This window comes from Cupriavidus sp. CPT47-8839-RL05A (genome assembly GCF_058792255.1).
Genome location: NZ_JBYTEG010000018.1, coordinates 72415 through 97702, shown reverse-complemented (window position 1 = coordinate 97702; position 25288 = coordinate 72415). Strand labels below are relative to the sequence as shown.

Annotated in this window: 25 protein-coding genes; 15 read left to right on the top strand and 10 right to left on the bottom strand. The window is 65.3% G+C overall.

What is annotated here, in order from left to right:
* Positions 1–158 precede the first annotated feature (158 nt).
* Positions 159–2369, top strand: coding sequence for a penicillin-binding protein 1A (locus tag AC3WVS_RS21850; protein ID WP_492320338.1), 2211 nt, complete (start codon positions 159–161; stop codon positions 2367–2369).
* A 107-nt stretch (positions 2370–2476) separates the two neighbouring features.
* On the opposite strand, the gene AC3WVS_RS21845 is transcribed toward AC3WVS_RS21850, so the two are convergent.
* The 3 genes from AC3WVS_RS21845 to dapA form a co-directional block, all read right to left on the bottom strand.
* On the bottom strand, positions 2477–2683 hold the full coding sequence (locus AC3WVS_RS21845) for a helix-turn-helix domain-containing protein (RefSeq protein ID WP_492320337.1): 207 nt from the start codon (positions 2681–2683) through the stop codon (positions 2477–2479).
* An 80-nt stretch (positions 2684–2763) separates the two neighbouring features.
* Positions 2764–3948 (bottom strand): IQM protein middle domain-containing protein, encoded by a 1185-nt coding sequence (locus tag AC3WVS_RS21840; RefSeq protein WP_492320336.1) that lies wholly within the window; start codon positions 3946–3948, stop codon positions 2764–2766.
* A gap of 472 nt (positions 3949–4420) precedes the next feature.
* Positions 4421–5317: a 4-hydroxy-tetrahydrodipicolinate synthase gene (dapA, locus tag AC3WVS_RS21835; protein WP_492320335.1), complete on the bottom strand. Its 897-nt coding sequence runs from the start codon at positions 5315–5317 to the stop codon at positions 4421–4423.
* Between the two features lie 404 nt (positions 5318–5721).
* Here dapA and AC3WVS_RS21830 point away from each other — a divergent pair, with 404 nt between their 5' ends.
* The 10 genes from AC3WVS_RS21830 to AC3WVS_RS21785 all read left to right on the top strand — a co-directional run bounded on the left by AC3WVS_RS21830 (position 5722) and on the right by AC3WVS_RS21785 (position 13633).
* Positions 5722–6183: a lysozyme inhibitor LprI family protein gene (locus tag AC3WVS_RS21830; protein ID WP_492320334.1), complete on the top strand. Its 462-nt coding sequence runs from the start codon at positions 5722–5724 to the stop codon at positions 6181–6183.
* A gap of 4 nt (positions 6184–6187) precedes the next feature.
* Entirely contained in the window at positions 6188–6967 is a 780-nt protein-coding gene (locus tag AC3WVS_RS21825) for an N-acetylmuramoyl-L-alanine amidase family protein (protein WP_492320333.1), read from the top strand.
* 233 nt (positions 6968–7200) lie between these two features.
* Positions 7201–8139 (top strand): LysR family transcriptional regulator, encoded by a 939-nt coding sequence (locus AC3WVS_RS21820; RefSeq protein WP_492320332.1) that lies wholly within the window; start codon positions 7201–7203, stop codon positions 8137–8139.
* Positions 8140–8201: 62 nt separating this feature from the next.
* Positions 8202–9167 carry a Bug family tripartite tricarboxylate transporter substrate binding protein gene (locus AC3WVS_RS21815; RefSeq protein ID WP_492293737.1) on the top strand — a complete coding sequence of 322 codons (966 nt, stop codon included), beginning with the start codon at positions 8202–8204 and terminating at the stop codon, positions 9165–9167.
* 76 nt (positions 9168–9243) lie between these two features.
* Positions 9244–10479, top strand: coding sequence for a CaiB/BaiF CoA transferase family protein (locus AC3WVS_RS21810; protein WP_492320331.1), 1236 nt, complete (start codon positions 9244–9246; stop codon positions 10477–10479).
* Positions 10476–11291, top strand: a complete 816-nt coding sequence (locus tag AC3WVS_RS21805) for an enoyl-CoA hydratase/isomerase family protein (protein ID WP_492320330.1) — start codon at positions 10476–10478, stop codon at positions 11289–11291. The genes AC3WVS_RS21810 and AC3WVS_RS21805 overlap by 4 nt, the downstream gene beginning before the upstream one ends.
* Positions 11292–11605: 314 nt before the next feature.
* On the top strand, positions 11606–12079 hold the full coding sequence (locus AC3WVS_RS21800) for a cupin domain-containing protein (protein ID WP_492320329.1): 474 nt from the start codon (positions 11606–11608) through the stop codon (positions 12077–12079).
* Positions 12080–12438: 359 nt separating this feature from the next.
* Positions 12439–12723 (top strand): hypothetical protein, encoded by a 285-nt coding sequence (locus tag AC3WVS_RS21795; RefSeq protein WP_492320328.1) that lies wholly within the window; start codon positions 12439–12441, stop codon positions 12721–12723.
* Positions 12724–12725: 2 nt separating this feature from the next.
* Positions 12726–13247, top strand: coding sequence for a helix-turn-helix transcriptional regulator (locus AC3WVS_RS21790; RefSeq protein WP_492320327.1), 522 nt, complete (start codon positions 12726–12728; stop codon positions 13245–13247).
* A gap of 224 nt (positions 13248–13471) precedes the next feature.
* Positions 13472–13633: a hypothetical protein gene (locus AC3WVS_RS21785; RefSeq protein WP_492320326.1), complete on the top strand. Its 162-nt coding sequence runs from the start codon at positions 13472–13474 to the stop codon at positions 13631–13633.
* Between the two features lie 58 nt (positions 13634–13691).
* On the opposite strand, the gene AC3WVS_RS21780 is transcribed toward AC3WVS_RS21785, so the two are convergent.
* Positions 13692–14240, bottom strand: coding sequence for an ureidoglycolate lyase (locus tag AC3WVS_RS21780; protein ID WP_492320325.1), 549 nt, complete (start codon positions 14238–14240; stop codon positions 13692–13694).
* 347 nt (positions 14241–14587) lie between these two features.
* Here AC3WVS_RS21780 and AC3WVS_RS21775 point away from each other — a divergent pair, with 347 nt between their 5' ends.
* On the top strand, positions 14588–15922 hold the full coding sequence (locus AC3WVS_RS21775) for an MFS transporter (protein ID WP_492320324.1): 1335 nt from the start codon (positions 14588–14590) through the stop codon (positions 15920–15922).
* A 91-nt stretch (positions 15923–16013) separates the two neighbouring features.
* Entirely contained in the window at positions 16014–16721 is a 708-nt protein-coding gene (locus AC3WVS_RS21770; protein ID WP_492320323.1) for a FadR/GntR family transcriptional regulator, read from the top strand.
* A 12-nt stretch (positions 16722–16733) separates the two neighbouring features.
* Here the strand turns inward: AC3WVS_RS21770 and AC3WVS_RS21765 are convergent, their stop codons facing one another.
* From AC3WVS_RS21765 to AC3WVS_RS21750, 4 genes are all read right to left on the bottom strand, one after another.
* The gene (locus AC3WVS_RS21765; protein ID WP_492320322.1) at positions 16734–18236 is read right to left on the bottom strand and encodes a methyl-accepting chemotaxis protein; all 1503 of its coding nucleotides are present in this window, start codon (positions 18234–18236) and stop codon (positions 16734–16736) included.
* Between the two features lie 225 nt (positions 18237–18461).
* Positions 18462–19505 carry a TauD/TfdA family dioxygenase gene (locus tag AC3WVS_RS21760; protein WP_492320321.1) on the bottom strand — a complete coding sequence of 348 codons (1044 nt, stop codon included), beginning with the start codon at positions 19503–19505 and terminating at the stop codon, positions 18462–18464.
* Positions 19506–19541: 36 nt separating this feature from the next.
* The gene (locus AC3WVS_RS21755; protein ID WP_492320320.1) at positions 19542–20312 is read right to left on the bottom strand and encodes a class II aldolase/adducin family protein; all 771 of its coding nucleotides are present in this window, start codon (positions 20310–20312) and stop codon (positions 19542–19544) included.
* Positions 20313–20339: 27 nt separating this feature from the next.
* On the bottom strand, positions 20340–21338 hold the full coding sequence (locus tag AC3WVS_RS21750) for a tripartite tricarboxylate transporter substrate binding protein (protein ID WP_492320319.1): 999 nt from the start codon (positions 21336–21338) through the stop codon (positions 20340–20342).
* 243 nt (positions 21339–21581) lie between these two features.
* Between AC3WVS_RS21750 and AC3WVS_RS21745 the strand changes: the two genes are divergently transcribed.
* Positions 21582–22481, top strand: coding sequence for a LysR family transcriptional regulator (locus AC3WVS_RS21745; protein WP_492320318.1), 900 nt, complete (start codon positions 21582–21584; stop codon positions 22479–22481).
* 23 nt (positions 22482–22504) lie between these two features.
* Here AC3WVS_RS21745 and AC3WVS_RS21740 read toward each other — a convergent pair whose 3' ends face one another.
* Positions 22505–23497, bottom strand: a complete 993-nt coding sequence (locus tag AC3WVS_RS21740; protein WP_492320317.1) for a Bug family tripartite tricarboxylate transporter substrate binding protein — start codon at positions 23495–23497, stop codon at positions 22505–22507.
* Between the two features lie 285 nt (positions 23498–23782).
* On the opposite strand from AC3WVS_RS21740, the gene AC3WVS_RS21735 reads away from it, so the two are divergent.
* On the top strand, positions 23783–24226 hold the full coding sequence (locus AC3WVS_RS21735) for a thioesterase family protein (protein ID WP_492320316.1): 444 nt from the start codon (positions 23783–23785) through the stop codon (positions 24224–24226).
* 55 nt (positions 24227–24281) lie between these two features.
* Here AC3WVS_RS21735 and AC3WVS_RS21730 read toward each other — a convergent pair whose 3' ends face one another.
* Positions 24282–25181 carry a recombination-associated protein RdgC gene (locus tag AC3WVS_RS21730; RefSeq protein ID WP_492320315.1) on the bottom strand — a complete coding sequence of 300 codons (900 nt, stop codon included), beginning with the start codon at positions 25179–25181 and terminating at the stop codon, positions 24282–24284.
* Between the last annotated feature and the right edge of the window lie 107 nt (positions 25182–25288).

Here is a 25288-nt window from a genome sequence, read left to right as displayed (position 1 = left end):
CAGGCTCTCCCAGCTCGATGCTGCGATATGTCCAGAACCTTAGCCACCCGAAACAAATGTAATCGTCTGTTAATGCCACGTGCCACCGCTCTGCTTTGGTATCAAAAGCGCGCTTCCCCTTTGGTACGATCCCGCTCTTTCCGCCAGCGCCCGCCATCGTGAATCGCCGCCATGTATCGTTGTTTCGTGAATATTGCGCACGGTGGCTCGCACGCATCCCACCGCTCTGCGCCGCCGGCAGCACCATAGCCAGACGCGGTTTCAACGGCGCGATGCGCCGCCTTCGTCACCCGACGCGACGCGGCATCGTGCTGACGCTCGCCGCATTGCCGGCGCTGTTCCTGCTATATGTGCTTGCGCTCGTGCCATTCACGCCGGGCATCGGAGACATTCGCAAAGCCCGTGTCGACCGGCCAGCGTTGATTGTGTCGGCCGACGGCAGGCTGATAGACGAATTCAAACCGGCCAATCGCGAGTGGGTGTCGCTCCGGCGGATATCGCCGTACATGGTGGAAGCGTTGATCGCAACTGAAGACCGGCGCTTCCGTGAGCATTTCGGCATCGACTGGATGCGTACTGCGTCGGCTGCGCTGCATACGCTTTCCGGTGACCGGCAGGGCGGCTCGACGATCACGCAGCAGCTCGCGCGCAACCTGTATCCCGAGGAGATCGGCCGCGCACCGACCCTCGCGCGCAAGCTCAGGGAAGCGATCACGGCGTTCAAGATCGAAGCCGTGTACAGCAAGGATCAGATCCTCGAGACGTACCTGAATACAGTGCCTTTCCTGTATAACGCCTACGGCGTGGAAATGGCCGCACGCACCTATTTTGGCAAATCGGCCCATCAGCTCGACATTCTCGAGAGCGCAACGCTAGTCGGCATGCTGAAGGCCAACAGCACTTACAACCCTGTGCTCAATCCCGATCGCGCGGTGCAGCGGCGCAATACCGTGCTCGGGCAGATGAATAAGTATGGGAAGCTCAATGCCGATGCCTATAACTGGTTGAAGCGACAACCGCTCAACGTCAATTTCGCATTGCAGACCGCGCAACCGGGCGCTGCGCCGCATTTTTCGGCGCAGCTGCGCAAGTGGCTGATCGCGTGGGCCGATCGCAACGGCTACAACATCTATGCCGACGGGCTGGTCGTGCGCACGACTCTGGATTCCCGTCTGCAGGCGATGGCAACGCAGGCGGTGGACTGGCAGGCGAACCAGTTGCAATGGATCGCGAACGAAGCCTGGAACGAACGCACGGGCTGCTGGCCGGGCAACGAACTGTTCCAGGCATTCATCCGGCAAACGCCCGACTATCGCGCTGCACGCGATGCTGGCCGATCGGACCTGGCAGCACTCAGGAAGCTCGCCACGAACCCTGCCTTTGTCCGCGCGCTTTGCCGGAGCAAGACTCAGGTCCAGGCCGGCTTTGTCGCGATCGATCCACGCAACGGCGATATCAAGGCATGGGTCGGCAGTCGCAATTTCAGCGATGCACCGTTCGATCATGTGCAGCAGGCACGGCGTCAGCCGGGTTCGACATTCAAGCCGTTCGTCTATGGCGCGGCGTTCGCGGACGGGGCGCGGCCGAGCGATACGATCGTAGACCGGAACGTCGTCATTCCACTGGCCGGGGATGCGGTCTGGCGGCCTACCGATGCGGAACCGCCCACCGGCCGGCCGATGACGCTGCGCGACGCGCTGGCGTATTCGCGCAACCGCGTAACCGCGCAGCTCATGCAAAAGGAAGGCCCCGAGAAGGTCGCACGGCTCGCGCGCGCGATGGGCGTGCGCGAGAGTCCGCTCGAAGCGGTGCCGTCGCTAGCGCTCGGCACTAGCCCGGTCACGCTCAAGGAAATGGTCTCCGCGTATAGCACGATCGTGAACCGCGGAGCCTATATCGAACCGCGCATGGTCACTCGCATCGAGGATCACGACGGCAAGGTGCTCGCCGAGTTCGCGAAGGCAGCGCCAGAGCAGGCACTGCCCGCCGGTGCAGCGCAAACGCTCGTCGACGTGATGCGCGACGTCGTCAGCCGGGGCACCGGCGCGGGTATCCGGACGCGCTTCGGGATTCGCGCCGACGTGGCCGGCAAAACGGGCACGACGCAGGACAACACGGATGGCTGGTTCATCCTGATGCATCCGCAACTGGTCGCGGGCGCGTGGGTGGGTTTCGACGATGGGCGTGTGACGCTCGGCAACGATTGGGGGCAGGGCGCGCGCAGTGCCCTGCCGATGGTGGGCGCGTTCTACGACATGGCGTTGCGCGCGCGGGCGATCGATCCCGATGCGCGGCTCGGCCCCGAGAGCCGGCCGTCTCGCACGGTCCGTGCGCAACGGCATCGGCAGTTCCTCTTCTGGAGGTTCTGATGTCGGGCGTTCGCAACGCTCAGAGAATGCTCTTGAACGCTTGCCGTTCGCGATGCGATATACGCGATCGGACGCCTGGACCAGCGCATGGCGATGCGTAATCACGATTAGCGTTGGTACCCGTTGCCGGACGCGTGCGAAGATTCGCGCCTCGCGTTCTGGGCCACGTAGCGCAGCACGGCTGCCTCGAAGACTTCTGCCTTGCCGGCAGAGCGGGTGTAGTAGGTTTTCTTGGAAATGCCGGCGGCGGCAATGGCCTCCACGCTGGTGGCGCCAAAGCCATGCTCGATGAAGAGCCGGGCGGCGTGAACCATGCACTACACCTCTGGCTGTGGCCGATCGCAAGCGGCTGTCCAGGGGCTTAGCCAGCTCTCAGCCATTTGTAGGCTCAACCTTACAATGGCCCGCCGTTGTCCCATCCGCGGCTCGGCTCGGCGACGGGCTCTGATTGAGGAGCGGTCGCTGGCTTCCTGCCACTCTTCCATCCGCGACTTGGCTCGGCTGCAGGCTCAAGTCGAGGCGGCGGGGCGTGGCGGTTCGCTCGCGGCCTGCCAGGCGGCGGGGTCGGAGCGGTCGCTTGCCCCGGCGCGCAAAGGGCGGCGACAGAATCGCGCTCGTCCCCTGTAGCCGTATGGACGATCGCTGTTGCTTCGTCCATGTTCAGGTCATCATCCGCTAGTACGCGCAGACATTCGATTAGATTTTCTCTGGTAGGGCGATAGTGCCCACTGGCGTTGGAGATTTCGCGAAGGATGCCATTTTCGACCACAATCTCGCCAGCGCAGATCACATTATTGCCAGCATTGAGCGACGAGTGATTGAATTGCGAGCTGACGTTGCCGACCAGGCGCCCGTTTTCGGTGCTGTTCTGCACGAACAGGTTTCCGTAGAGATCCATGGCATAGATCGTGATGCCCCTGGGCGTCGAATACCAGGCACCGTTGCGGCTAAGCCGCCCATTTGACACGGTAAGCATCGTTCCAAGGCGCTCATGCTTGCGCATATAGTGGACATACATGCTTTGGCTTGAGATGGGAGCCAGCTTCTCGTAGGCAGTGAAGTCCTCTGGCCTGAACTGATCGAACTGTCGACCTTGGACCAACGGAGATGGCTGCCTTGTGTGAGCATCATGGGCGAAGCTTCCGCCCACCGGCGAAATCGTCTGGTCCAATCCATACGTTCCCGCACGGCGAAACTGGTCCCTGGCTTGATTGAACAGCACTCGCTCGACGGAGTAGCCAGCTTGAAGGGGAACTCCTGTGCGGGGGCCGGAGAGTTGCTTCTTGCGTTCGAACTGCTCGTAGCTCATAAGTAAGAGCACCTGCTTGCGAAGGTCCCGCACAGCAACGCTTCGCAACGCGCTGTTCGTCGATTCTTTCCCCGCCTTAATCTTTATCCACTCGTCACACGCACCCAAGAGGGTGCCAAGATGCTGCATACGCCCATCTGCTGTCGGCGGTGGATTGGTCACCCATGCTTCCAGCAGCATGTCGATTTTCAGTAGCTTCCTCCTGCCTCGGAAGCCGGAAAGTTTGGTCTTACTCTTAAATGCCTCCAGACTGATCAGGGTGGGTTTCATGTGGTGCCTCTTGTAGACTGGAATGATGAGCAGTGCTAGCGCCGGCTTTCGCGCAGCGCTATTGGCTCAGCGAAGGTAGTCCATCATGAGTCCGCACCAGGCCCTGTGCAATACCTGGAAACTGGTAGTAGTGAATGCACCCATTACCAGTGAGAGGACGGCAAGGCCGGGGAACAGGAGTCCGATGGCAACAAAAAAAGTTCTTCGAAGAATTCCGGGGAAGGCTGCGCGGATTTTGAGGAAGCAGGCCAAACTTGTGCGGCGCTATGCCGCTCAGGAAGCTGACGCGTAACCCGTCGGGCCGTCGCGAGAAACACCGCTACAAACAGGCAGACACCAATGGCGTAGGAGAGAGACGCCCGCAACCGTTCGCCCGGCCGGCGCAGATCTATTTCAAGATCTGACCAGAAATAGATCCGTCGCCCTTTGCCGGATGCGGTGGTGACCGTACGCCTAGCGCTAGCCTGCGCAATTACAACGCATTCGCGTGTACCAGGTCCAAGGCCTCACACGTCATTGCCAATTGCTCGGCGAGCACGGTTGAAGCCGACGTCATTGGCAAACGCAGTTCATCAGCCAGCCACCCGTGCCTGGCCAGTAACGTCTTGATCGGACCTGGGTTAGGTTCTGAAAACATGAGCCGAATCAGAGGCATTAGGGCATGGAAAAGGCGGCGTGCGACGCTCAAGCGCTGCTCAGCCACAGCGCGCCACAACGCCGAGAAGAGATCAGGCCGAATGTGAGCGGACGCAACGATGGCGCCCTGACCGCCCATGCACAGGGTGGCAAGCAGTTGGTGGTCCTCTCCCGCGAGGACAGCCAGGCGGCCATCGGCGATTAACGCCTGTGTGGTTTCAGCGTTACCGCCGCAGTCCTTGATACCCCGAATATTGCCGTGATCCGCCAACGAGAGCAGCGTTTCGGCGCTGAGCGTCACACCGGTTCGGTAAGGGATGTCATACAGCACCAGCGGTGCCGTAGATCTATCGGCCAGCTCGCAAAAGTACTTCTTCAATCCTTCCTGCGACGGTCTTATGTAGTACGGGGCAGGCGCCAAGATTCCCGCCAGCGGACGTTCGTCAATCCTGTCCAGACGGCTCAGTACATCCCGGAGATTGTTGCCAGCCAGGCCCATCATGACCGGCAACTCCCCGGCCTCGGCCAGCACGGTATCCAGAACGGCCAACTGTTCCGCCTCATCGAGCGCGGCGGCTTCGCCGGTGCTGCCGCACACCACCAACCCCGCCAAGCCGCTGCTGCGGTAATGGGCCACTAGCCGCCGCAGCGCGACGTGATCAACCTCATGGTTGCGAAAAGGCGTGACCAGGGGTAGCCAGATACCACGATAGAGAGACTTCATTTCTTGCATTGCATGCTCCGGATCGACCGATTCGGAAACCGCACAGGCAAGCGACAGAGCAAGAGGTGCTCAAGACAGTAAGGGAGGGATTGGCAGACCGTCTTCTACACTGATGCTGTTCCGTCGCTCAACTGACGGAACAGCACGCTCCGGTCAGATGAGCGACTGTTTTTTGGATTTGGCGCGCGCGCCCCACTGCGGCTGGTTCGCAGTGAGATCAAGGATGAGGAAGGCAGGGCGGCGGCTCATGGTTTCGTCAATCTATCCGCTTTGCCGCAATCTCGTCAAGCCTGGCTTGGACGGACTCCTTCCAAAGGGGGCGACATACCAGCTTGGCACAATGTGAAACCCCATCGGAAGGGTATCGTTCAAAGGCAGCACCAGATGCGGCGGCAAGTTGCCGCAGATACACTATGCGCACCCGTTCAGCCAGCCAGGCGGTATCGCTCGGGTGCATGCAGGAAATCCAACCTTTTCTCCATACGAAACCGATGAAAGCCATCCTTTCTACTCTGACCCTTGCTCTGCTGGCCCCGGTCGCTGCCCAGGCCGCCAACGAATGCGACAAGTACCGCACCAGCTACGACAAGACCTACTGCTTCGCCAAGCTGTTTCTGGAATCCGACAAGGAACTGAACGGGAGCTACAACGAACTGCGTGGCATGGTTGGAGACAGCGTGAAACAGAAGCTGAAGGACACTCAACTGGATTGGATCAAGTACCGCGACGCGTCATGCGAGTCGGGCGGCGCGATTGACGTGGATTGCAACTACCGCGTGAACCGCGAGCGTGCTGAATACCTGCGCGACCGGGTGCGCGAATGCAAGGCGGGCACCTGCCGCAACGACATGATCGCCAAGAAGGCCTGGAACTGATCCGATGGCGCCGGTGATCTCCGCCAGGCGCCGCGCGCTGCTGGCATGGCTGGCAGCTTGCCTGCCCGCCCTCGCCATCGCTTCGCCGCCAGCCATCGGCACGCGTCCGGCCCGCATCGTCATCGATCCCGGCCACACACCGGCGCAGGGCGGCGCACTGGGCGTGCGTGGTATCCGCGAGGTCCGCTACAACGACGGCCTCGCTTCGCTGCTGGTACAGGCGTTCACACAGGCCGGGTTCGAGGTGGTGCTGACCCGCGGACCGGGCGACAACGTGTCGCTGGAAGAGCGCGCCCGCTTCGCCAACGAGCGGCAGGCCGACCTGTTCCTGTCGATCCACCACGACTCGGCGCAGTTGCAGTACCTCGAAAAGGTCGCAGTCGGCGACCACGATGCATATCGGACCACCCGGCCCATTTCCGGCTATTCGATCTTCGTGTCGCAACGCAATGCGCACTACGCGCAAAGCCTCGCCGTTGCGCAGATGCTGGGGGCGGAAATGCACAAGCTGGGCCGGCCACCGACGCTGCATCATGCGGAGCCAATCGAAGGCGAGTCACGGGAGTTACTGGTGCCAGATCTCGGCATCTACCGCTTCGACGATCTGGTTGTCCTCCGAAAAGCCGAGATGCCCGCCGTGCTGTTGGAAGCGGGTGTCATTGTTGATCCCGCAGACGAGGGTTACGTTAGTGATCCGGGAAATCAGGTCCGCATTGTCCATGCCATCGTCACGGCGGTGCGGGGGTATCTAGCGACGGCTCGGATCGGCTACGCACAACAGTGACAAGGCAGCGGCTGCGGTTTTGGGGGATTTGGGCAACGACTCCGTCTTCGGCCTTCCGAAATGCGGCATCACGCCGCGGCCCTCATGGCTGTAAGGCGCCTGGCGGGGCATCGATTCGATAGCCGTTTTTGCTCGCGAGGTTACGTGGGAAATCCATAGTTGTCTGCGTCGTTGGATAAGTGGAGAATCGCCATTGCCCCCCCGCCACGCCGCCCACCTAAGCGCCGACCATCGTGACGTCCACCGCTCCTTCGCGCACTACCCGCCTGCACTTCGACCTCACCACCGTCCAGCTCTTCATCGCCGTATCCGACTTCGGCAGCATCACCCGCGGCGCCCAACGCCTCCACCTGGCCCCCGCAGCCGCGTCCCGCCGCATCCTCGAACTGGAAGCCCAACTGGGCGTCTCCCTCTTCGAACGCCTGCCCCACGGCATGGCCCTGACCGAAGCCGGCCGCGCATTGCTGGCCCACGCCCGCGGCATCACCCACACCGTCCAGCGCATGCAGGACGACGCCGCCTCCTTTGTCGGCGGCGACCTGGGCGTAGTGCGGGTAGCCGCGCCCAAATCCGCCGTCATCCAGTTCCTCCCCTTCGACATCCAACGCTGCGCCACCGCCTGCCCCGGCGTGCGCATCGACCTGCAGGAAATGAACAGCGCGGAAGTCCAGCAGTCGCTGCGCCGCGGCACCGTTGACATCGGCATTTACGACGGCAGCCTGGGCGTGATCGACCTGCCGACCACGCCCTTTCGGAGCGACGAACTGGTGCTGGTGGTGGCGCGCGGCCATGCGCTGGCGCGGCGCCGCAAGGTCACGCCGGACGACGTGCTGGACTGCGACCTGATCGTGCTCAGCGAGAGTTCGGCGATCTCGATCGTGCTGGAGCGGCTGGCGGAAGAGGCCGGCCGCGTGCTGCGCATGCGCATGCGCGTGGGCGGTTTCGACAGCATGGCCGCGCTGGTGGCGCAGAACCTGGGCGGCGGGGTGATGCCGGAGGCGATCGCGCGCGAGGTGGCGGCCGGCAGCCGCTTTGTGCGGCTGCCCATTGCCGCGGCCTGGGCGCAGCGGCAGTTTGTGCTGTGCCATCGGCCCCATGGGGCACTTTCCTCGGCGGCGCTCAGCGTGCTGGCGGTGCTTGCGCAAAACGCGAAACCAGAATCCCCCAAATAGCGATAGCCCGCGGCGGGTGCATTGCGGATGATGGCTCCATAACTACAGGACGGAGACACGCAATGCAGCGCAGACAATTCATTGTGGCGGCAGCGGCCGGGCTGGCGATACCCAGCCTGGTGCGCGCCGCCGACATCGCCGGCCCGGTGCGCATTGTGGTGGGCTTCGCCCCCGGGGGCGGCACGGATGTGCTGGCACGCGTGATCGGGCAGAAGCTGGGGGTCATGTGGAACACCAGCGTGCTGGTGGAGAACAAGCCCGGCGCTACCGGCGCCATCGCCGCCGCCTATGTGGCCAAGCAGCCGCCTGACGGCACCACCTTGCTGATGGCGCATGTGAACAGCCACGCGATCGCCCCGGCGCTGCTGGACGTCAAGTACGATCCGCGCGCCGACTTCACGCCGATTTCGATGGTGGGCGTCACGCCCAATATGCTGACCTGCCGTCCGGAACAGAAGGTGCGCAGCGTTTCGGACATCGTGGCGCTGTGCCGGCAGAAGCCGGGGAAGATCTCCTTTGGTTCGTCCGGTATTGGTTCGGCGCAGCACCTGGCGCTGGAGATGTTCCGGTTGCAGGCCAGGCTCGATGTGGTGCACGTGCCTTACAAGGGCTCGGGCCCGCTGGTCGCGGACCTGATCGGCGGCCAGATCGACTATGCGTTCGACACCATGACCGCCGCCACGCCGTTTATCCAGCAGGGCAAGGTGATCGCGATTGCGCAGACCCGCCTGAAGCGCGCGGCCAGCCACCCCAATGTGCCGACGCTGGCGGAGTCCGGCTTCCCCGGCCTGGACGCGGCGTCGTGGTACGGCCTGGTGGGCCCGAAGAACATGCCGCCGGCGCTGGTGCAGCGCATGAACGCCGACGTCAACCGCGTGCTGGCCATGCCCGATGTTGCCGAGCGGCTCAAGAGCTTTGGCGCCGAGGACTCAGGCGGATCGAACCAGCAGTTCGCCGCCTTCATCGCCTCTGAGTCCACCAAGTGGGCCAAGGTCGTGAAGGACGCCGGCGTAAAGGCCGAGACCTGAGCGCCGCAAGCCAATGGCCGAGAGCCGACGCACGCGCGCACGCTGCCCCATCCATCTATCCAGGAAGAAGCATCCCATGACAGATTTCCGCGACTCGGGCGCACAGGCGCCTGCCTCCACCTTGCCGCTGGCCGGCGTGCGCGTGCTCGACGTCAGCCAGGTCATGGCCGGGCCCTACGCCTGCATGCTGCTGGCTGATCTGGGCGCCGACGTGATCAAGATCGAACCGCCCGATGGCGGCGACCAGACGCGCGGCGCGATGGGTTTCAAGATGAAGGGCTCGGACAGCATGGGCTTCCTCAACATGAACCGCAACAAGCGCAGCGTCACGCTGGATCTGAAGACCGATTCCGGCCGGCAGGTGCTGTATCGCCTGGCGGAAACGGCCGACATCCTGGTGGAGAACTACCGCCCCGGCGTGATGAAGCGCCTGGGGATCGACTACGAGACCCTCGCCAGGATCAATCCGAAGCTGGTCTACTGCAGCATCTCGGGCTTTGGCCAGAGCGGGCCGTGGGCCGCGCGGCCGGGCTTTGACCTGATGGCGCAGGCGATGTCGGGCGTGATGAGCGTCACCGGCTACCCGGGCGGCGCGCCGGTGAAGGCGGGCGTGCCGGTGGCCGATATCGGCTGCGCGCTGTTCGCGACCTACGGCATGCTGTCTGCCTACATCGGCGCCAGGGAGACGGGCAAGGGGCAGTATGTCGATGCGTCGCTGTTCGACTCCGCGCTGGCGTTCTCGGTATGGGACACCTGCGAATACTGGGGCACGGGCCGCGAGCCCGAGCCGCTGGGCACGGCCAACCGCATGAGCGCGCCTTACCAGGCGATGAAGTCCGCCGACGGCTACTTCGTCATGGGGGCCACCAACCAGAAGCTGTGGCAACTGCTGTGCAACACGCTCGACCGGCCCGACCTGCTGGCGGACGAGCGCTTTGCCACCGTGGCGCTGCGCCTGGCCAACCGGCAGGCACTGATCGCGATGCTGGAGGAGAGCTTCGTCAAGGAGAGCAGCGACTACTGGATCGAGCGCCTGCTCGGCGTCGGCATCCCGGCCGGGCCGATCCTGACCTACCCGCAGGCCTTCGACAGCGAGCACGGCCGCCACCGCCAGATGCGCATCGAAATCGATCATCCGATCGAGGGCAAGGTGCCCAATATCGGCTTCGCGGTGAAGATGGGCGGCACGCCCCAGCAGGTACGGCGCCCGCCGCCGCTGCTCGGCCAGCACACGGAAGAAATCCTGGCGGAGCTGGGTATCCCGAAGGACGAACAACAGTCGCTGGCTGTAGCCGGCGCATTCGGATCATGAAGCCCGCGCTGCCGCCGGAAGGCGGTCCCGGCAACGACGGGCAGGTCACACTCACGATGCAGGGGCAGGTCGCAACGCTGACGTTCGACCGTCCCGCCGCGCGCAATGCGATGACGTGGGCCATGTACGAGCAACTTGCCACGCATTGCCGCGCGCTTGCAGCGCAAGGCAATGGGGGGGCGCGCGTGGTGGTGCTGCGCGGCGCGGGCGGAGAGGCCTTTGTCGCAGGTACTGACATTGCGCAGTTCCAGCAGTTCTCCAGCGGCGAGGACGGGGTGGCCTACGAAGCGCGCATCGACGAAGGCGTCCGCCTTGTCGAGCAACTGCCGATGCCAACGGTAGCGGTTATCGAAGGCTGGGCGGTGGGTGGGGGCCTGGCCATCGCTACGGCGTGCGACTTCCGTGTCGCGACGTCCAAGGCCCGCTTTGGCGTGCCGATTGCGCGCACGCTGGGCAATACGCTGTCGGCGCAGAACCTTGCCAAGCTGCGTGCGGCCTGGGGGCTGCAACCGGTGCGCCGCATGCTGCTGCTGGCGCAGATCCTCGACGCCGAGACCGCGCTCGCGTGCGGGTTTCTTGAGGGTGTGTACGCTGCCGACGCGCTGGAGGCCGAGGTCGTCTCGCTATGCGACCGGCTTGGCGCGCTGGCGCCTGTCACGCAGACGGTGGTCAAGGAGGCGTTGCGGCGCCAGACCGTGCAGTCGGTGGCCGACACGGATGACCTGGTGCGGTTGTGCTACGGCAGCGGTGACTTCCGGGAAGGGGTGGATGCGTTCGTGAACCGGCGCCCGCCGGTATGGAAAGGCAGTTGAACGTCCTGGCCTTGTACGCCAGCCGCCGGTGTTTCACAATTGAAACCATCCGGCTGATTTACCGTGCAACCGACACATCGCGCGAGCGTCACGCGCCCGCTCGTCAGCCTCCCGCCACGGGTGGCCCGCGATATGCATCACATTATTGCTATGGGCGATAAAGACGCTCGAGCCTGCATGCCTGAACCTGTGCCATGCAGTGGGTGTCACCAGCGCGGCTGGCGGTGGAATCGGTGCAAGATGGCATCTGTAAGGTCTGTGCCATCGCCGCGCCGCTTCAACCGTCTGGTTGCCCTCTCAGGAAGGAGCGCGCCATGAAGAACAAGCTTCCCCCGATTGCCACACTGGCCTTCGGCGTCTGCCTGACGATGTCTGCGGCATCGGCCGCCCCGCCGGGCGACATGGTCATGGTCACCGCCGACGAGGTCAAATGGGCGGACCTGCCACTGATACCGGGTGCCAAACTTGCCGTCCTCGAGGGGAAAATGGACAAGAAAGCGCCGTTCACGGCCCGGATCAAGCTGCCCGCGGATGCCAAGGTGCCGGCGCACTGGCACCCAGGCGTGGAGCGGGTGACCGTGCTTTCCGGGACGTTCAACTATGGCATGGGCGACAAGCTCGAACCGGAAAAGACCTCGCCGCTCGGCGCCGGCAGCCTGATTGTCATGCCACCCAAGATGCGCCACTTTGGCTGGACCAAGGAAGAAACCATTATCCAGATCAATGCGTCGGGGCCCTGGGCTTTCAACTTCGTCAACCCGGCTGATGATCCCAGGAAGAAGAAGTAATGCCATGTTGCATGGGCTATGGATGTCTCTGCCATGACATGTGCGCGATTCAATGGCTGGCGGTGAGCCTTGCACACCGCCAGCTACTCGCGCAAGTTTGTCGAAGGCGCGAAATCCGAAGGCCTGGTTGAGGCGGCGCTCGAACGCGCCGCGTTGCGCGGAGTCGTTGCCACTCCGCGTGAATAGTATGCCCTGACACCTGCATCACCCGGCTACGACTTCGTTTCCGCCGTTTCCAGAGTCCTCTCAATGCCCGCTCGGGCACGTCCAAAGACAATGCTCAGATCCACTCGGATTGTGCTTATTTTCTGGTTGTCACTTGACAACCAATCATTGCGCATCTAGTCTCGGAGACACGAATGACCCGCGCCAGGCACCCAAAGAAGGAGATTGAGGCCGCACTCAGGCATGCAGAGCTGCATGGCTGGCGTGTCGAGCAGGCGAAGGGCAACGGTCATGCGTGGGGCCGTATCTACTGCCCCGACAACGACAAGGAATGCCGCTGCGGCGAGTTCTGTGTATCCAGCGTCTGGAGCACGCCGAAGAATCCGGGCAACCACGCCAACGCCATCCGGCGGATCGTGGACAACTGCTCGCATCAGCGGGAAGTGACAACGCTGCGCGTGCTGCAATTCAGGACATGACCATGGAATACGCCTTCACCCTCAAATTTCACCTGTCGCAGGCGGACGGCGATACCGATGCGCTGGTCGAACGCCTGGCCGAGGCGGGGTGTGATGATGCGCTGGTGGGCACTGGCCTGCCGGGCCGCGTGGCGCTGGCGTTTGTCCGCGAGGCGGAGTCGGCGCGGGCGGCCATGGTGAGTGCTCTTGCCGATGCCCGCCGCGCCATGCCATCGGCCACGCTGATCGAGGCGGCGCCGGACCTGGTCGGGCTGACGGATATTGCCGAGATGGTTGGCGTGTCTCGCCAGAACATGCGCAAGCTGATGCTTGGCTACCCGGATTCCTTCCCGGTGCCGGTGCATGAAGGCAGCAGTTCGCTGTGGCACTTGCTGGACGTGATCGTGTGGCTGGGGCAGCGCGGCTACGACATCAAGCCGGAGCTCCTTGAAATCGCGGCCACGGCGATGCAGGTGAACCTGGCCAAGTGCGCCAGCCAGGTGGCACCGGCGACGGCGCGGGAGTTCCGGTCGCTGGTGGCTTAGCGGTCGGCCGTCGACTCCGCTTCCCGGCCCATCCTTTTCGGGTGGTGGTACGAATCCCGGCCTTTGGCCGAGATGCCCGGACAACCGCCCTAGCCGGGCACCACAACCAGAAGTGGAGACAAGATGGCCGAATCAGACGTGAAAGCAGTGATGGGCGAGTTCTTCGCCGTGATGAGTCCGTCTGGACCCTGCCCACCGGCGAATCCGACCCGCATGGACGGGTTGTGCGCGGCAAGGCTGCCGCCACGGCATACCTGAGGCAGCGCTTCTTTGAAGACAAGGCCAATGCGCCGGTGCTGTCCGGGGTCAAGCTTGAGTACACCGGTGATCTGATCCGCTCGAAGGAGGCCTACTGGAAGCAGGTCTCCTGGCCGGACGCCAAGTAAGCGCGACGGGCTGCAACGGCCCTGCTGCAACCGCGGCCTGCCGCGGTCGCCTCCACACTCACGCGGCGTGTAGCGCCGACGGGAGTTCCAGTAGCAACGGCTGCGCCAGCGTGCACTCCTCGCAGTTGTTGCCATCCCCGCCGCGATCGATCACGGCAAAGCGCGCCGGCGCGCCCACGGCCAGCAGCATGTGGTGCCAGACCCCGCGGCGGTAGTTGACGCCCTGCCGCCCGTTGGTGATGAAGGCGCGCAGCGAAGCGGGATCCAGCACGTCACCAGCTGGCGCCACCACTATCACGAAGGGCTGCTCCGATAGCGGGATAAAGGCCTGGCTGCCGAGCGGATGGCGTTCCAGTATTGCGATCTCCAGCGGATACGCGTAGGGCTTGGCCTCGAACAGGTTGATCAGGGCCCGGCCACCTTCCAGTTCCACGGCAGCCAGGTCATGGTGCCGCGTGACCATGCCGCCGTTGATCGGAAAGGCGCCGGGGTCGCCGGCGGGGCGCGCCTCGATCACGTCACCGAACGGCGCAAAGGCGGCCGCGCTCAGCGGCTGCGCAAGCAGGCGCACCAGGACTGATTCCATGAGCGGGGGCGTCGTATCCATCAAAGTCTCCTGAACTGAAGGTCGGGGCCGGCAAGCGGTGGTCTGTGCTGTGGCACGCATCATGCGGTCCATCCGTAACTGGTCAGACCAGTTTGGCCGGATTTTGCAGCAAGTCACGTTTCCGCACAAGTAGCTGTTGTCGGCAGGAACTCAGCCCCAACCGTGGCTCCCGCCCGAATTGTCATGCAGATTCGGGCTTTCCCCAGTCCAATCGATCCTTGACACCGGCTTGGTGCCTCCCTACGATTCGGCATCAACTGGTCCGACCGGTATGACTATAGGGCTTCATGCCGAACGCGATCCAGGCCGTGCCATGCCGATGACTCGAACAAACCAAGGAGACTTCCATGATTCCGACTGAAACCGCCCATGCCGGGCCGGATGCGATTTCCGTGCCGCAGGCGCAGGCACAGGCCAGGGAGGACGCGGTGTACCGCAAGGTTGCCTGGCGGCTCCTGCCGTTCCTGATGCTGTGCTACGTGGTGGCCTACCTGGACCGGGTCAACGTGGGCTTTGCCAAGCTGAGCATGCTGGCCGACCTGCAGTTCAGCGAGGCGGTCTACGGGCTGGGCGCCGGCCTGTTCTTCATCGGCTATTTCTTCTTCGAGGTGCCCAGCAACCTGCTGATGCACCGCATCGGCGCCAAGGCCACGATCTCGCGCATCATGATCCTGTGGAGCCTGATCTCCGCGGCGATGATGTTCGTGCAGACCAGCACGCAGTTCTACGTGCTGCGCTTCCTGCTGGGCGCGGCGGAGGCGGGCTTCTATCCCGGCATGATCCTGTACCTGACCTACTGGTTCCCGTCGCACCGGCGCGCGCGCATGGTGGCGCTGTTCATGGCGGCGATTCCCATCTCTGGCATCTTTGGCGGGCCGCTGTCGGGCTGGGTGATGGAGGCCATGCATGGTGTCAACGGCCTGCGCGGCTGGCAGTGGATGTTCGTGATCGAGGCCGTGCCGTCGTTGCTGGTGGGCGTGGCCGTGCTCTGGTACCTGGACAACAACATCCAGTCCGCACGCTGGCTGACGGCCGATGAAAAGGCGCTGCTGGAGCGCAATATCGCCGCCGAGAATGCGCAGAAGTCCGCCCATATGTCGCTGCGCACGGTGGTGACGGACCCGCGCGTGCTGAAGATGACGATGATCTGCTTCTGCACGGTGATGGGCCAGTACGGGCTGACCTTCTGGCTGCCCTCGCTGATCAAGCAGACCGGCGTGAAGAGCGTGCTGGACGTGGGTCTGCTGACCGCGATCCCGTTTGGCGTGGCGGTGTGTTCGATGATCCTGGTCAGCCGCAGCTCTGACCGCATGCGCGAGCGCCGCTGGCACCTGATCGTACCGTTCTGCTGCGCGGCCACGGGCCTGGTTCTGAGCGCCGTGTTCAGCCACAACACCGCGCTGTCGCTGGCCGCACTGGCGCTGGCCGCCGGTGGCAGCCTGGCCACCTCGCCGCTGTTCTGGAGCCTGCCGACCTCCATCCTGTCGGGCGTGGGCGCGGCGGCGGGCATTGCGCTGATCAACTCGTTCGCCAACCTGGCCGGCTTTATCAGCCCGTACATGATCGGCCTGATCAAGGATGCCACCCAGAGCACGGACGCCGCGATGTTCGTGCTGGCGGCCGTGCTGCTGTGCGGCGCGCTGCTGACCTATTCGGTGCCGGCGAAGCTGGTCAACAAGTAAGGGGCGGGGCAGGCCGGTTTGTCGGCTAGAATTTCCGGCAACTGGCTTCGCGCCCCTTGTGCGTCACCTCTTACTGGTCACCCCCTCACGTATGACAGGATCTTCCACCTCCGTCGCCAACCAGGCTGTCAGCCTTATCCAGCAATGGGTGCGCGACGGCACGTTCCCCGCGGGCACGCTGCTGCCGGCGCAGCGGGAACTGGCGGAGAAGGTCGGCATCAGCCGTGCGTCACTGCGTGAGGCGATCTCTACCTTGCAGGGGATGGGCGTGGTGGTGTCGCGCCCGGGCAAGGGCGTCTACGTGACGGCCGCCGGCGACAGCGCCGCGGCCACGCCGCCCTGGCGTTTTGCTGCCACGCATTCGCTGATCGATATCTACCAGCTGCGCTTTGCGCTGGAAGGGCTGACCGCACGCCTGGCAGCGCTGGCCATCTCTGAAAAAGAGATCGAACAGCTGCGCCAGAACGCGGCCACGATGCAGCGCGCGATCGAGGCGGATGCGTATGACGAAGCCTCGCAGCTCGACTACGAATTCCACACGCTGATCGTCACGGTGTCCGGCAACCAGGTCATCCGCGAGATCCTGCGCGAAAGCGCCGAGGTGATGCGCGAGAGCCAGCGCCTGCCGTACTATCGGCGCGGCGCGCGCAATGCCACCTTCACCGAGCACAGCGCCATCATCGAGGCGCTGGCCGCGCGCCAGCCGGAGCAGGCGCAGCGTGCGATGGAGCGCCACATCATGCTGGCGGCGCGCCGTGCCGGCGTGCATTTCCCCACGGGGGACGAGAAAGAGGATTGAGGCGAGCGGGCGCTAGCCCAGTCGGAATACGCCCACCGCCCGGTTCAACCCCTCTGTCTGCTCCCGCTGCACCCGCGCAGCTTCGGCCGCACCGGCCACCAGTTCCGCATTTTCTTCGAACGCCGCCTGGATCTCCGCCACGCGCCGTGCCATCCCCTCGATGCCGCTGCGCTGGTCGTCGCCCAGCGTCGCGAGTTCTTCCACCAGCGTGGCGAGCCTGCCGATGCTGGCCACCACCTCGTTCATGGTCTCGCCGGTATGGCCGACCAGCTCGGTGCCGGCGTGGGCGCGTTCGACCGAGGTATTGATCAGCCCACGGATTTCCTTGGCCGCGGCGCCGCAGCGATGCGCCAGTTGGCGGACCTCGCCGGCCACCACCGCAAAGCCCTTGCCGTGCTCGCCCGCGCGCGCGGCCTCCACGGCGGCGTTCAGCGCCAGGATATTGGTCTGGAAGGCAATGCTGTCGATCACGCCGATGATCTCGGTGATGCGCCCGCAGGCCTCGTTGATCTCGCCCATGGTGTGGATCACCGACAGGATCTCGCCGCTGCCGCGCGCGACCACGGTGCTGGAGGCCCCGGCCAGTTCGCAGGCGCCGCGGGCCTGGTCGGCGCTGGCGCGGGCGGCCTGGGTCAGCGCCTGCATGTCCTGCATGGTGTGCGCGACGGTGCGCGCCTGTTCGTCGGCCCGACGGGCCACGGTGGCGCTGGTGTCCAGGATGTTGCCAGCCGCGTCGGCCACGGTGCCGGCGGTGTTGCGCACTTGCAGCAAGGTCTGGCGCACGGTGTCCAGCGTCTTGCGGAAGGCGCGGGCGAAGTCGCTGTCCGGGTGGGTGCCGTCGGCGGTCAGCGTCAGGTAGCCGGGTTCGCGCTCGATGCCCGCGGCCAGAGCGCTCAGCTCATCGGTGGAATGGGCATCGCGCTCAAGCCGCCACGCGATCACGCACAGCACGCCGGTCTGCACGATGACGAAGGCGGCGTGGAACAGCACCATATTGAAACTGGGGTCGGTGAAGCAGATGGTGTTCCAGCCCCACTGCTGGAAGAAGTTGAAGCTCAGGTGATGCAACGCGATCACCGCGGCCGCCAGCAGGATCACGCGGAAGTCGCGGTAGGCCAGCAGCAGCGACAGCGAGACGAACACCAGGAAGTGGAATTCCACCTGCCCGTGCGCCTGGTGGATCAGCAGTGCGACGAAGAGCATCAGCAGCACGGCCAGCGCCAGCCGCGTCGCCAGGCGGGCGGGCAGGGTGACCGCCATCAGCGTGCCGAGCAGCGCCATCGGCAAGCCCAGCGTCAGCGTCAGCGCGGTCGACCCATAGTGATTGCCGACGATCAGCGACAGCAGGCCCAGCACCCACAGCATGGCCGTCATCAGCTGGTCTGCGCGATGATGCACGCCTTGCAGCAGCGGGGTGTGCGGCGCGGCTGGCGCAGAAACGGAACTGCCCGCGGCACGGCGGGCAGGGATGGTCGCGGACAGCCGTCCGGACAGGGCGTGGTCAGCGCTGGTCATGGTTCCCTCGCAGCGTAAGTCGAGAAGACGCTGCACCCCGTCCCGCCTGATGGCTTATTGTTTTAATGTCTTAATTTATGGTGTTGCGCGGCAGATTATATCGACGCCTGCCGGCTGGGACAGGCCATGGCGCAGCCACGCAACACTGCGGGCAAATTGCTGCAATTGAGTGATGTTCGGGGCCGGCGCCAGGCGCTACGATGTCCCGGCGCGGCCCGCGGCGCTTTAATCCAGCAGCGCCACCTGGACGTCGCGCGTGCCCTGGTACGGGTTGCGGCCGTGCCAGACCTGCAGGTTGTCCAGCACCATCACGTCGCCATCGCGCCAGGGCCAGCAGTAGGTGGCCTGGTCGCACAGCTGGTCGATATGCGCGCGTTCGGCATCGGTCAGGCGTTCGCCATTGCCCAGCGTGGCGCCGGTCGGGTACTTCTGGCGCTTGCGCCGTTCCAGGTCCTGCTCGGGGTTCTCCACCTGCGGCACCATATGCAGGATCGACCGGTACAGCTTGCGGCCGGTCTGCGGATGCACCACGAACGGCTCCAGCGCATTGAGCACGGTCAGGCTGCCGTCTTCATGCCAGACCGGTTCCAGCCCGCGCTCGGCGCACAGCCGGTTCACCTCGGCCGGGTCCTCGGTATGGAAGGACTGGTTCCAGCCGCGCTCGTCCATATGCGCGTAAGAGGCATCGTCGGCATCGCGCCGCGGGCCGAAGTTGATCGCGGTGCGGCTGCCCAGCGTGGCGAGCCTGCCGGCCAGTTCCGGATCCATGCGCTCGGCCAGGTGGCGCACATCGGTGATCAGGGTTTCGCCGCCCACCTCGGCGGTCTTGCGCGAGAAGAAGGCGATGCGGCGCGGGTAGTCGCGGCGGTAAGCCATTTCGGAATGCACCGCCAGGCGCACGCTGGCCGACAGCCGCGTGGCTTCCATCACGCGGCCGCTGATGGTTTCGCGCGGGGCGCGGCCGCCGGCGTAGCCACCGTCGAAGGCCGGAAACTGCTCGATGAAGTCGGCAAAGTCCTCGGTGCCGGCGGTCGGGAAGCCGCGCAGCACGATCCCGCCATGTTCCAGGATCAGCGCGTCCAGCGCCGGGCGCACCGTGCGCGACCACTGGCGGAACTGCGCGCGGTCCAGCAGGCGTTCGCCGGCCGGTTCGATGAACAGCGGCGGGCGGCCGGGCTGCAGCACGTGGCAGCGCACATCGGGGCCAAGGGCGGGAACGGCTACTGCGAAGGTTGCCGCATCGGCGGCGGCGGCGGTGGCTTGGGTCATGTTGTCTCCAGTCTTGTGATCAGGTCGAAGGCGGGGTCAGTGCCGGTAGGACGGGTCGATGCGATCCAGCTCGCGCCGCACCGCCGCCCATTCGCGGTCGCCGCGGATGGCAACGCGGCCGAAGGCCTTGCGGCTGGCTTCCAGCGATGCCTGCGACGGCATCACCAGTTCGCCGCCGGCCATGGCATCGACCTGGATCTTGCAGGCCGATTCCAGCCAGTAGATATTGAAGAAGGCTTCGGCGATGGTGCGCCCGCATACCAGCAGGCCGTGGTTGCGCAGGATCATCGCGTTGTGCTGGCCCAGGTCCTGCACCAGCTGGCCCTGCTGGGCCAGGTCGACCACCGGGCCGGAGAAGTCGTGGTACGCAATGCGCCCGTAGAACATATGCGCGTGCTGCGACACCGGCAGCAGGCCGCAGGCCATCGCCGATACCGCCGACGATGCGCGCGTATGCGTGTGCAGCACGCACAGCGCGTCATGGCGCGCGGCGTGCACGGCGGTGTGGATCACGTAGGCGGCGGGGTTCAGGCCCAGCTCTCCGGCATCGCCCTCGGGCTGGTGGACGATGTCGCCGTTCAGGTGGATCTTGTACAGGCTGGACGCGTTCACTTCCTGGTACAGCAGCCCGTAGGGGTTCAGCAGGATGTGCTCAGGCTCGCCCGGAACGCGCGCGGTGATGTGGTTGTAGATCAGGTCGGTCATGCCGTACCGGTGGATGGCGCGGTAGAGCGCGGCCAGCTCGATGCGGGTGGCCCATTCGGCGTCCGAAATGGCGGCGGGACGGATGGGATCGGCTTCGCTCATGCGATGGCTCCTTTGCGTGCGTAGGGCTCAGTCCAGCCGGATGCCGAGTTCGGCCACCAGCCGCTTGTCGCTGGCGAATTGCGAAGCGGCGTAGTGCTGGTAGTCGGCGGTATTCATATGGCGGTTGGGCATCGATTCGGATTCGAGCGCGCGCAGGTAGGCCGGGTCCGATGTGGCCTGGCGGAAGGCATCGTGCAGCGTGGCGACCACCGCTGGGTCCAGCGCGCGCGGGCCGGCGATGCCGACTTCGGACTGCACCGTGATGTCGTAGCCCAGCTCGCGCAGCGTGGGCACGGCCTGCCAGCGCTTCAGGCGCTGCGGCTCGGCCACGGCCAGCAGGCGTACCTTGCCGGCTTCGGCCATGGCGCCCCAGCCGGCTTCGATCATTGCGTCGACATGGCCGCCCAGCAGCGCGGACAACGCATCGGCGCCGCCCTTGAAGGGGATGAAGTTGAGCTTGATGCCGGCCTGCTGTTCCAGCCGGCGCACGGTGATCTGGCCGAGCGAGCCGGTGCCGACCGATGCCACGTTGACCTTGCCGGGGTTGGCGCGCGCGTGCCCGACGAAGTCGCCAAAGCGCGTCCAAGGCGAGCCCGCTGGCACCGCGATCCCATACACATAGCTGGTCAGGCCGATGATGTAGGTGAAGTCCTTGATCGCGTCGTAGTTCACCGGCTGCAGGTGCGGCAGGCGGAACAACGCCGGCGTGATCAGCGCCAGCGTGTAGCCGTCGCGCGCCGCGCTGCGCGCCATCGCGGCGGGCCCGAGCGTGCCGCTGACGCCGGGCTGGTTCTGGATCACGATGGGCTGGCCCAGGGTCTTCGATGCCGCCAGGCACAGCGCGCGCATCTGCACGTCGGTGGCGCCGCCGGCGGTGAAGGGCACGATCAGGGTGATGGGGCGCGCGGGCCAGGCCTGGGCGCGCACAGTGGCGGGCAGGCTGAGCATGGCCAGGGCGGGGGCGAGCGCGGCGGCCGGCATGGCCTTGAGCAGCGTGCGCCGGCGGGCGTCGGGTTGGCGGGGCATGTGGTCTCCTTGTTGGTCTACGGCAGTACAGGTGCCGGCGTGGTTGCCGGATGCGTTCGAGGTGTCCCGTGTGTCCGGGCTCTGATCGATCGCCGACTTGTGCGGCCGCGGAAAAGTCTATGGCGCAAGCCCGCGCGCATTGATGCCGGCGCCCGGCAAATCGATTCCGAACGGGAATCGCGGACTAAAATGCTCCCGCCATCGCGGCAACATCGCGCTATATCGGCCAACCACTGGAATCGCATGAAGACCGAAGACCTCAGACTGTTCCTGGCGGTGGCCGAGCACGGCAACCTGCACAAGGCTGCCGGCACGCTTGGGCTGACCCAGTCGTCGCTGTCCAAGGTATTGGCGCGGCTGGAGGGCGAGGCCGGACTGCAGCTGTTCGAGCGCATGCCGCGCGGCGTCATGCTGACGCCGGTGGGCCACAAGCTGCTGGCGCACGCGCGGCGCATCGTGCTGGCCAATGACGATATGGAGAACGAGATCAACGACGAGCGCCAGGCGCGCGTCGGCCAGGTGCGCGTGGCGACGCTGCCGCACGTGGTGCCGTCGCTGTTCTCGCCGCTGCTGGAGCAGTTCCTGGCCAGCCGGCCGCTGGCCAGGTTCTCGATCAGCACGCACCTGAGCCCGCAGCTGATGGCCGCGCTGCAGGGCGGCGAGGTGGACCTGGTCTGCGCCGCCATGCCGGACGGCGAAACCGATGGCGTCGAGTACCTGCCGCTGGGCGCGCTGACGCTGCAGGTGGTGGCGCGCACGGGGCATCCGCGGCGGGCGCGCTTCCGCTCGCTGGCCGATCTGGTTGACGAGCACTGGGTGGCGCCCGCCACCTCGCTCTATGTGCGCAGCGGCTTCGAGGGGCGCTTCACCAGCCGGGGCCTGCCGCCGCCGCGCGTGACCGTGGAAAGCACCAGTTCGTCAGTGTCATTCGCGGACCTGCTGCGCAACACCGACCTGCTCGGCATCATGCCGCAGCGGCTGCTGGGCCAGGCGGTGGCGCAGGGCCTGGAAGCCGTGGAGGGCGACGGCATGTGCTGGCAGTATGAGCTGGCCGTGTTCTGGCGATCCAGCGCCTACCTGTCGCCGCTGTGCCGCGACTTCCGCGACGCGCTGGTGCGCTGGTGCGGGGAAGCCGGCATCTGAGCCGATGCCGGCAGCACCATGCCTCAATCCAGCCGGATATTGTTCTCCTTGATCACGTTGCCCCAGTAAGCCTGGTCCGCTCTGGCCGTTGCCGCGAACGCCGCCGGCTGCGTCGTCTTGACGATCAGCCCCAGCTCGGCCAGGCGCTGGCGGATGTCCGGCGCGGCCATCACCGTTTCCACATCGGCCGAGACCTTGTCGACGATGGCCTGCGGCGTGCCGGCGGTGGTGAACAGGCCCAGCCAGGCCGGGCCGTCCAGCCCCTTGTAGCCGAGTTCCTGGAAGGTCGGCACATCCGGCAGCATCGGCGCGCGGGTATTGCCGGTGACCGCCAGCGGCTGGAGCTTGCCGGTGCGCGCATGCTGGCGCACCGTCATCGGCGACAGCGTTCCCAGCGAGATCTGGCCGCCGATCAGGTCGGTGGCGATGGGGGCTTCGCCCTTGTACGGGACATGGACCAGTTCGGCGCCCGCTCCCTTTAGGAAGACCTGCATGTAGAGATGGGCGCCGGTGCCAATGCCATAGGTGCCATAGGAATACTTGTCGGGCTGGGACTTGGCCAGGCTGACCATCTGCGGCAGCGTGCGCGGCATGGCGCTGCTGGCGGTCAGCACCAGGCTCGAGGTGCACAGCTGGCAGATGGCGGTCAGGTCGCGCAGCGGATCGAACGGCGGCTTGGCCACCATATAGGGCGTCTGCACCAGGCTGGGCAGGCCCAGCAGCAGCGTGTAGCCGTCCGCCGGCGCCTTGGCGACCACGTCGGCGCCGATCATGCCACCCACGCCGGGGCGATTCTCGACGATCACCGGGCGCTGCCACAGCTTGCTGAGCGGATCCCCCAGCGCGCGCGCCAGCACGTCGGTGGCACCGCCGGGCGGGTAGGGCACCACCAGCCGCACCGGGCGCGACGGGTAAGCCTGCTGGGCCCACGCCCGGCTGATTCCAAGAGTCGAGGCGGTGGCTGCCAGGGAACCTGCTCCCAGCCAGTGCAGGGCTTTGCGGCGGTCGGCTTGCATGGTGTTTCCTCCAGTCGTTGACATCGTGTCGGTGCGCGGTACGGGTGCGCCAGGGGCGCCAGTGACCACGGCAACCCGCAGCCTACGAGGCAGCGCCATGGCGGGGCATCGGCGGGATGGACGAAAAGAGTGGGGAGTACTTACCCGGGGACATGTGCGGGAGGGTTTATGCGGCAGTGCCGCAATCCGAGCCGGCATTTCCCTTATGATGGGCGCCGCCGCCGTCTCTGCCGCTTGCCTGCCTGATCCCGTGCGGCGTCCGATCCATTTCTTGCTTGATCCATCATGGCCCGCCTCAAACTCGACCTGCCTGCCGACCAGTTCTGCTACGCCACGCACCTGACCGTGCGCGTGACCGACATCAACTCGGCCAACCACCTTGCCAACGATTCGATGATCTCGATGATCTCCGAGGCGCGGGCGCGCTTCCTGTATGAATTCGGCAGCGAGGACGTGCGGCAGGAAGGCGTCGGCATCATCGTGACCGACCTGGCCACGATGTACCGCAACGAGGCGCATGCGCGCGACCAGCTGCAGTTCGAGGTGGGGGTGATGGACTTCAACAAGTACGGCGGCGACATCATCTTCCGCATCACGCGGCCGGCCGACGGCACGCTGATCGCGATGGCCAAGTCGGGCTTTGTCTTCTTCGACTACGTGGGGAAGAAAGTGGTGGCGATGCCGGCGGGGTTTGCCGGGCGGTTCCCGAAGGTGAACTGGGTGGAGTAAGCGCCTGCGTGGCGCTGTCCTTCAACAGCGCCACGGTTCCTGCAAGAGATTCGGCTTACGCCTTGCGCTCGCCGCCCAGCGCCTCGGTGAGGTCGCCGAGCATGCCGGAGAGTTCGCCGGCCATCATGGTGAAATCGGCGTCGAAGCGCTCGTCTTCATCGTGCGCCGTGCCGTCGGCCTGTTCCTTGATCACGTCCAGCGGCACCACCTTCTTCACCACCAGCCCGTCCGTCAGCACGAACGAGACCCGGTCGTTCCACGTCATCGCCAGGCGCGTGCAGCGCTTGCCGGCGGCGATATGGCGGCGCAGGTCTTCCGGGTCCAGCGGATGGCGCACGTAACGCACGGTGGCCTTGCTTTCCGCGCCGGACTGCAGCTCGATTTCCTGGTCGACAGTGAAGCCGCCCGGTGCCGCATCGCCGGCCAGCCATTCGGTCATGGCCGCCACCGGCGACTGGTTGACGTGCAGGTTGATCAGCGGCAGCGGATCCAGTGCCTTGAACAGCATGCCGCGCACTTCATCGGCCTTGGCCGTGGCGGCGGCGTCGATGGCAAGCCAGCCGTTGTCCGGGTCGATCCACACACGCGTGTCGCGGCGGATGCTGAAGGCGCGCGGCAGCAGTTCTTCGGTGACCTGCTCCTTCAGTTCCTTCATTTGCTTGCGGCCCGGCTTGTAGCCTTGCTGCTCTTCGATTTCCGCGGCGCGGGCGCGCGTGACCTGGTTGACCACGGTGGTGGGCAGCAGCTTCTTTTCCGTGCGCAGCGTCAGCAGCATCTGGCGGCCGACGGTATGGACCAGCGGGCCGTTGTCACGCGGCGAGGCCCAGCCCTGGGTTTGCATCTCGAGGCTGGTACCGGGGAAGAAGGCGTGCTTCGCCAGGCTGGCTTCAACCTCGTCGGCGCTCAGCGACCACGGGGCGGAGAAGCGATGGACCTGCAGATTCTTGAACCACATGGGAATTCGGCCAAAGGGACGAATTCTATCCTCTCGCGGCGCACGGCCGCAAAAAAGAGGGCGCCGCGCAGCACGCCGGCCGCGCGACGGTCACCGAGAGCCCGCCC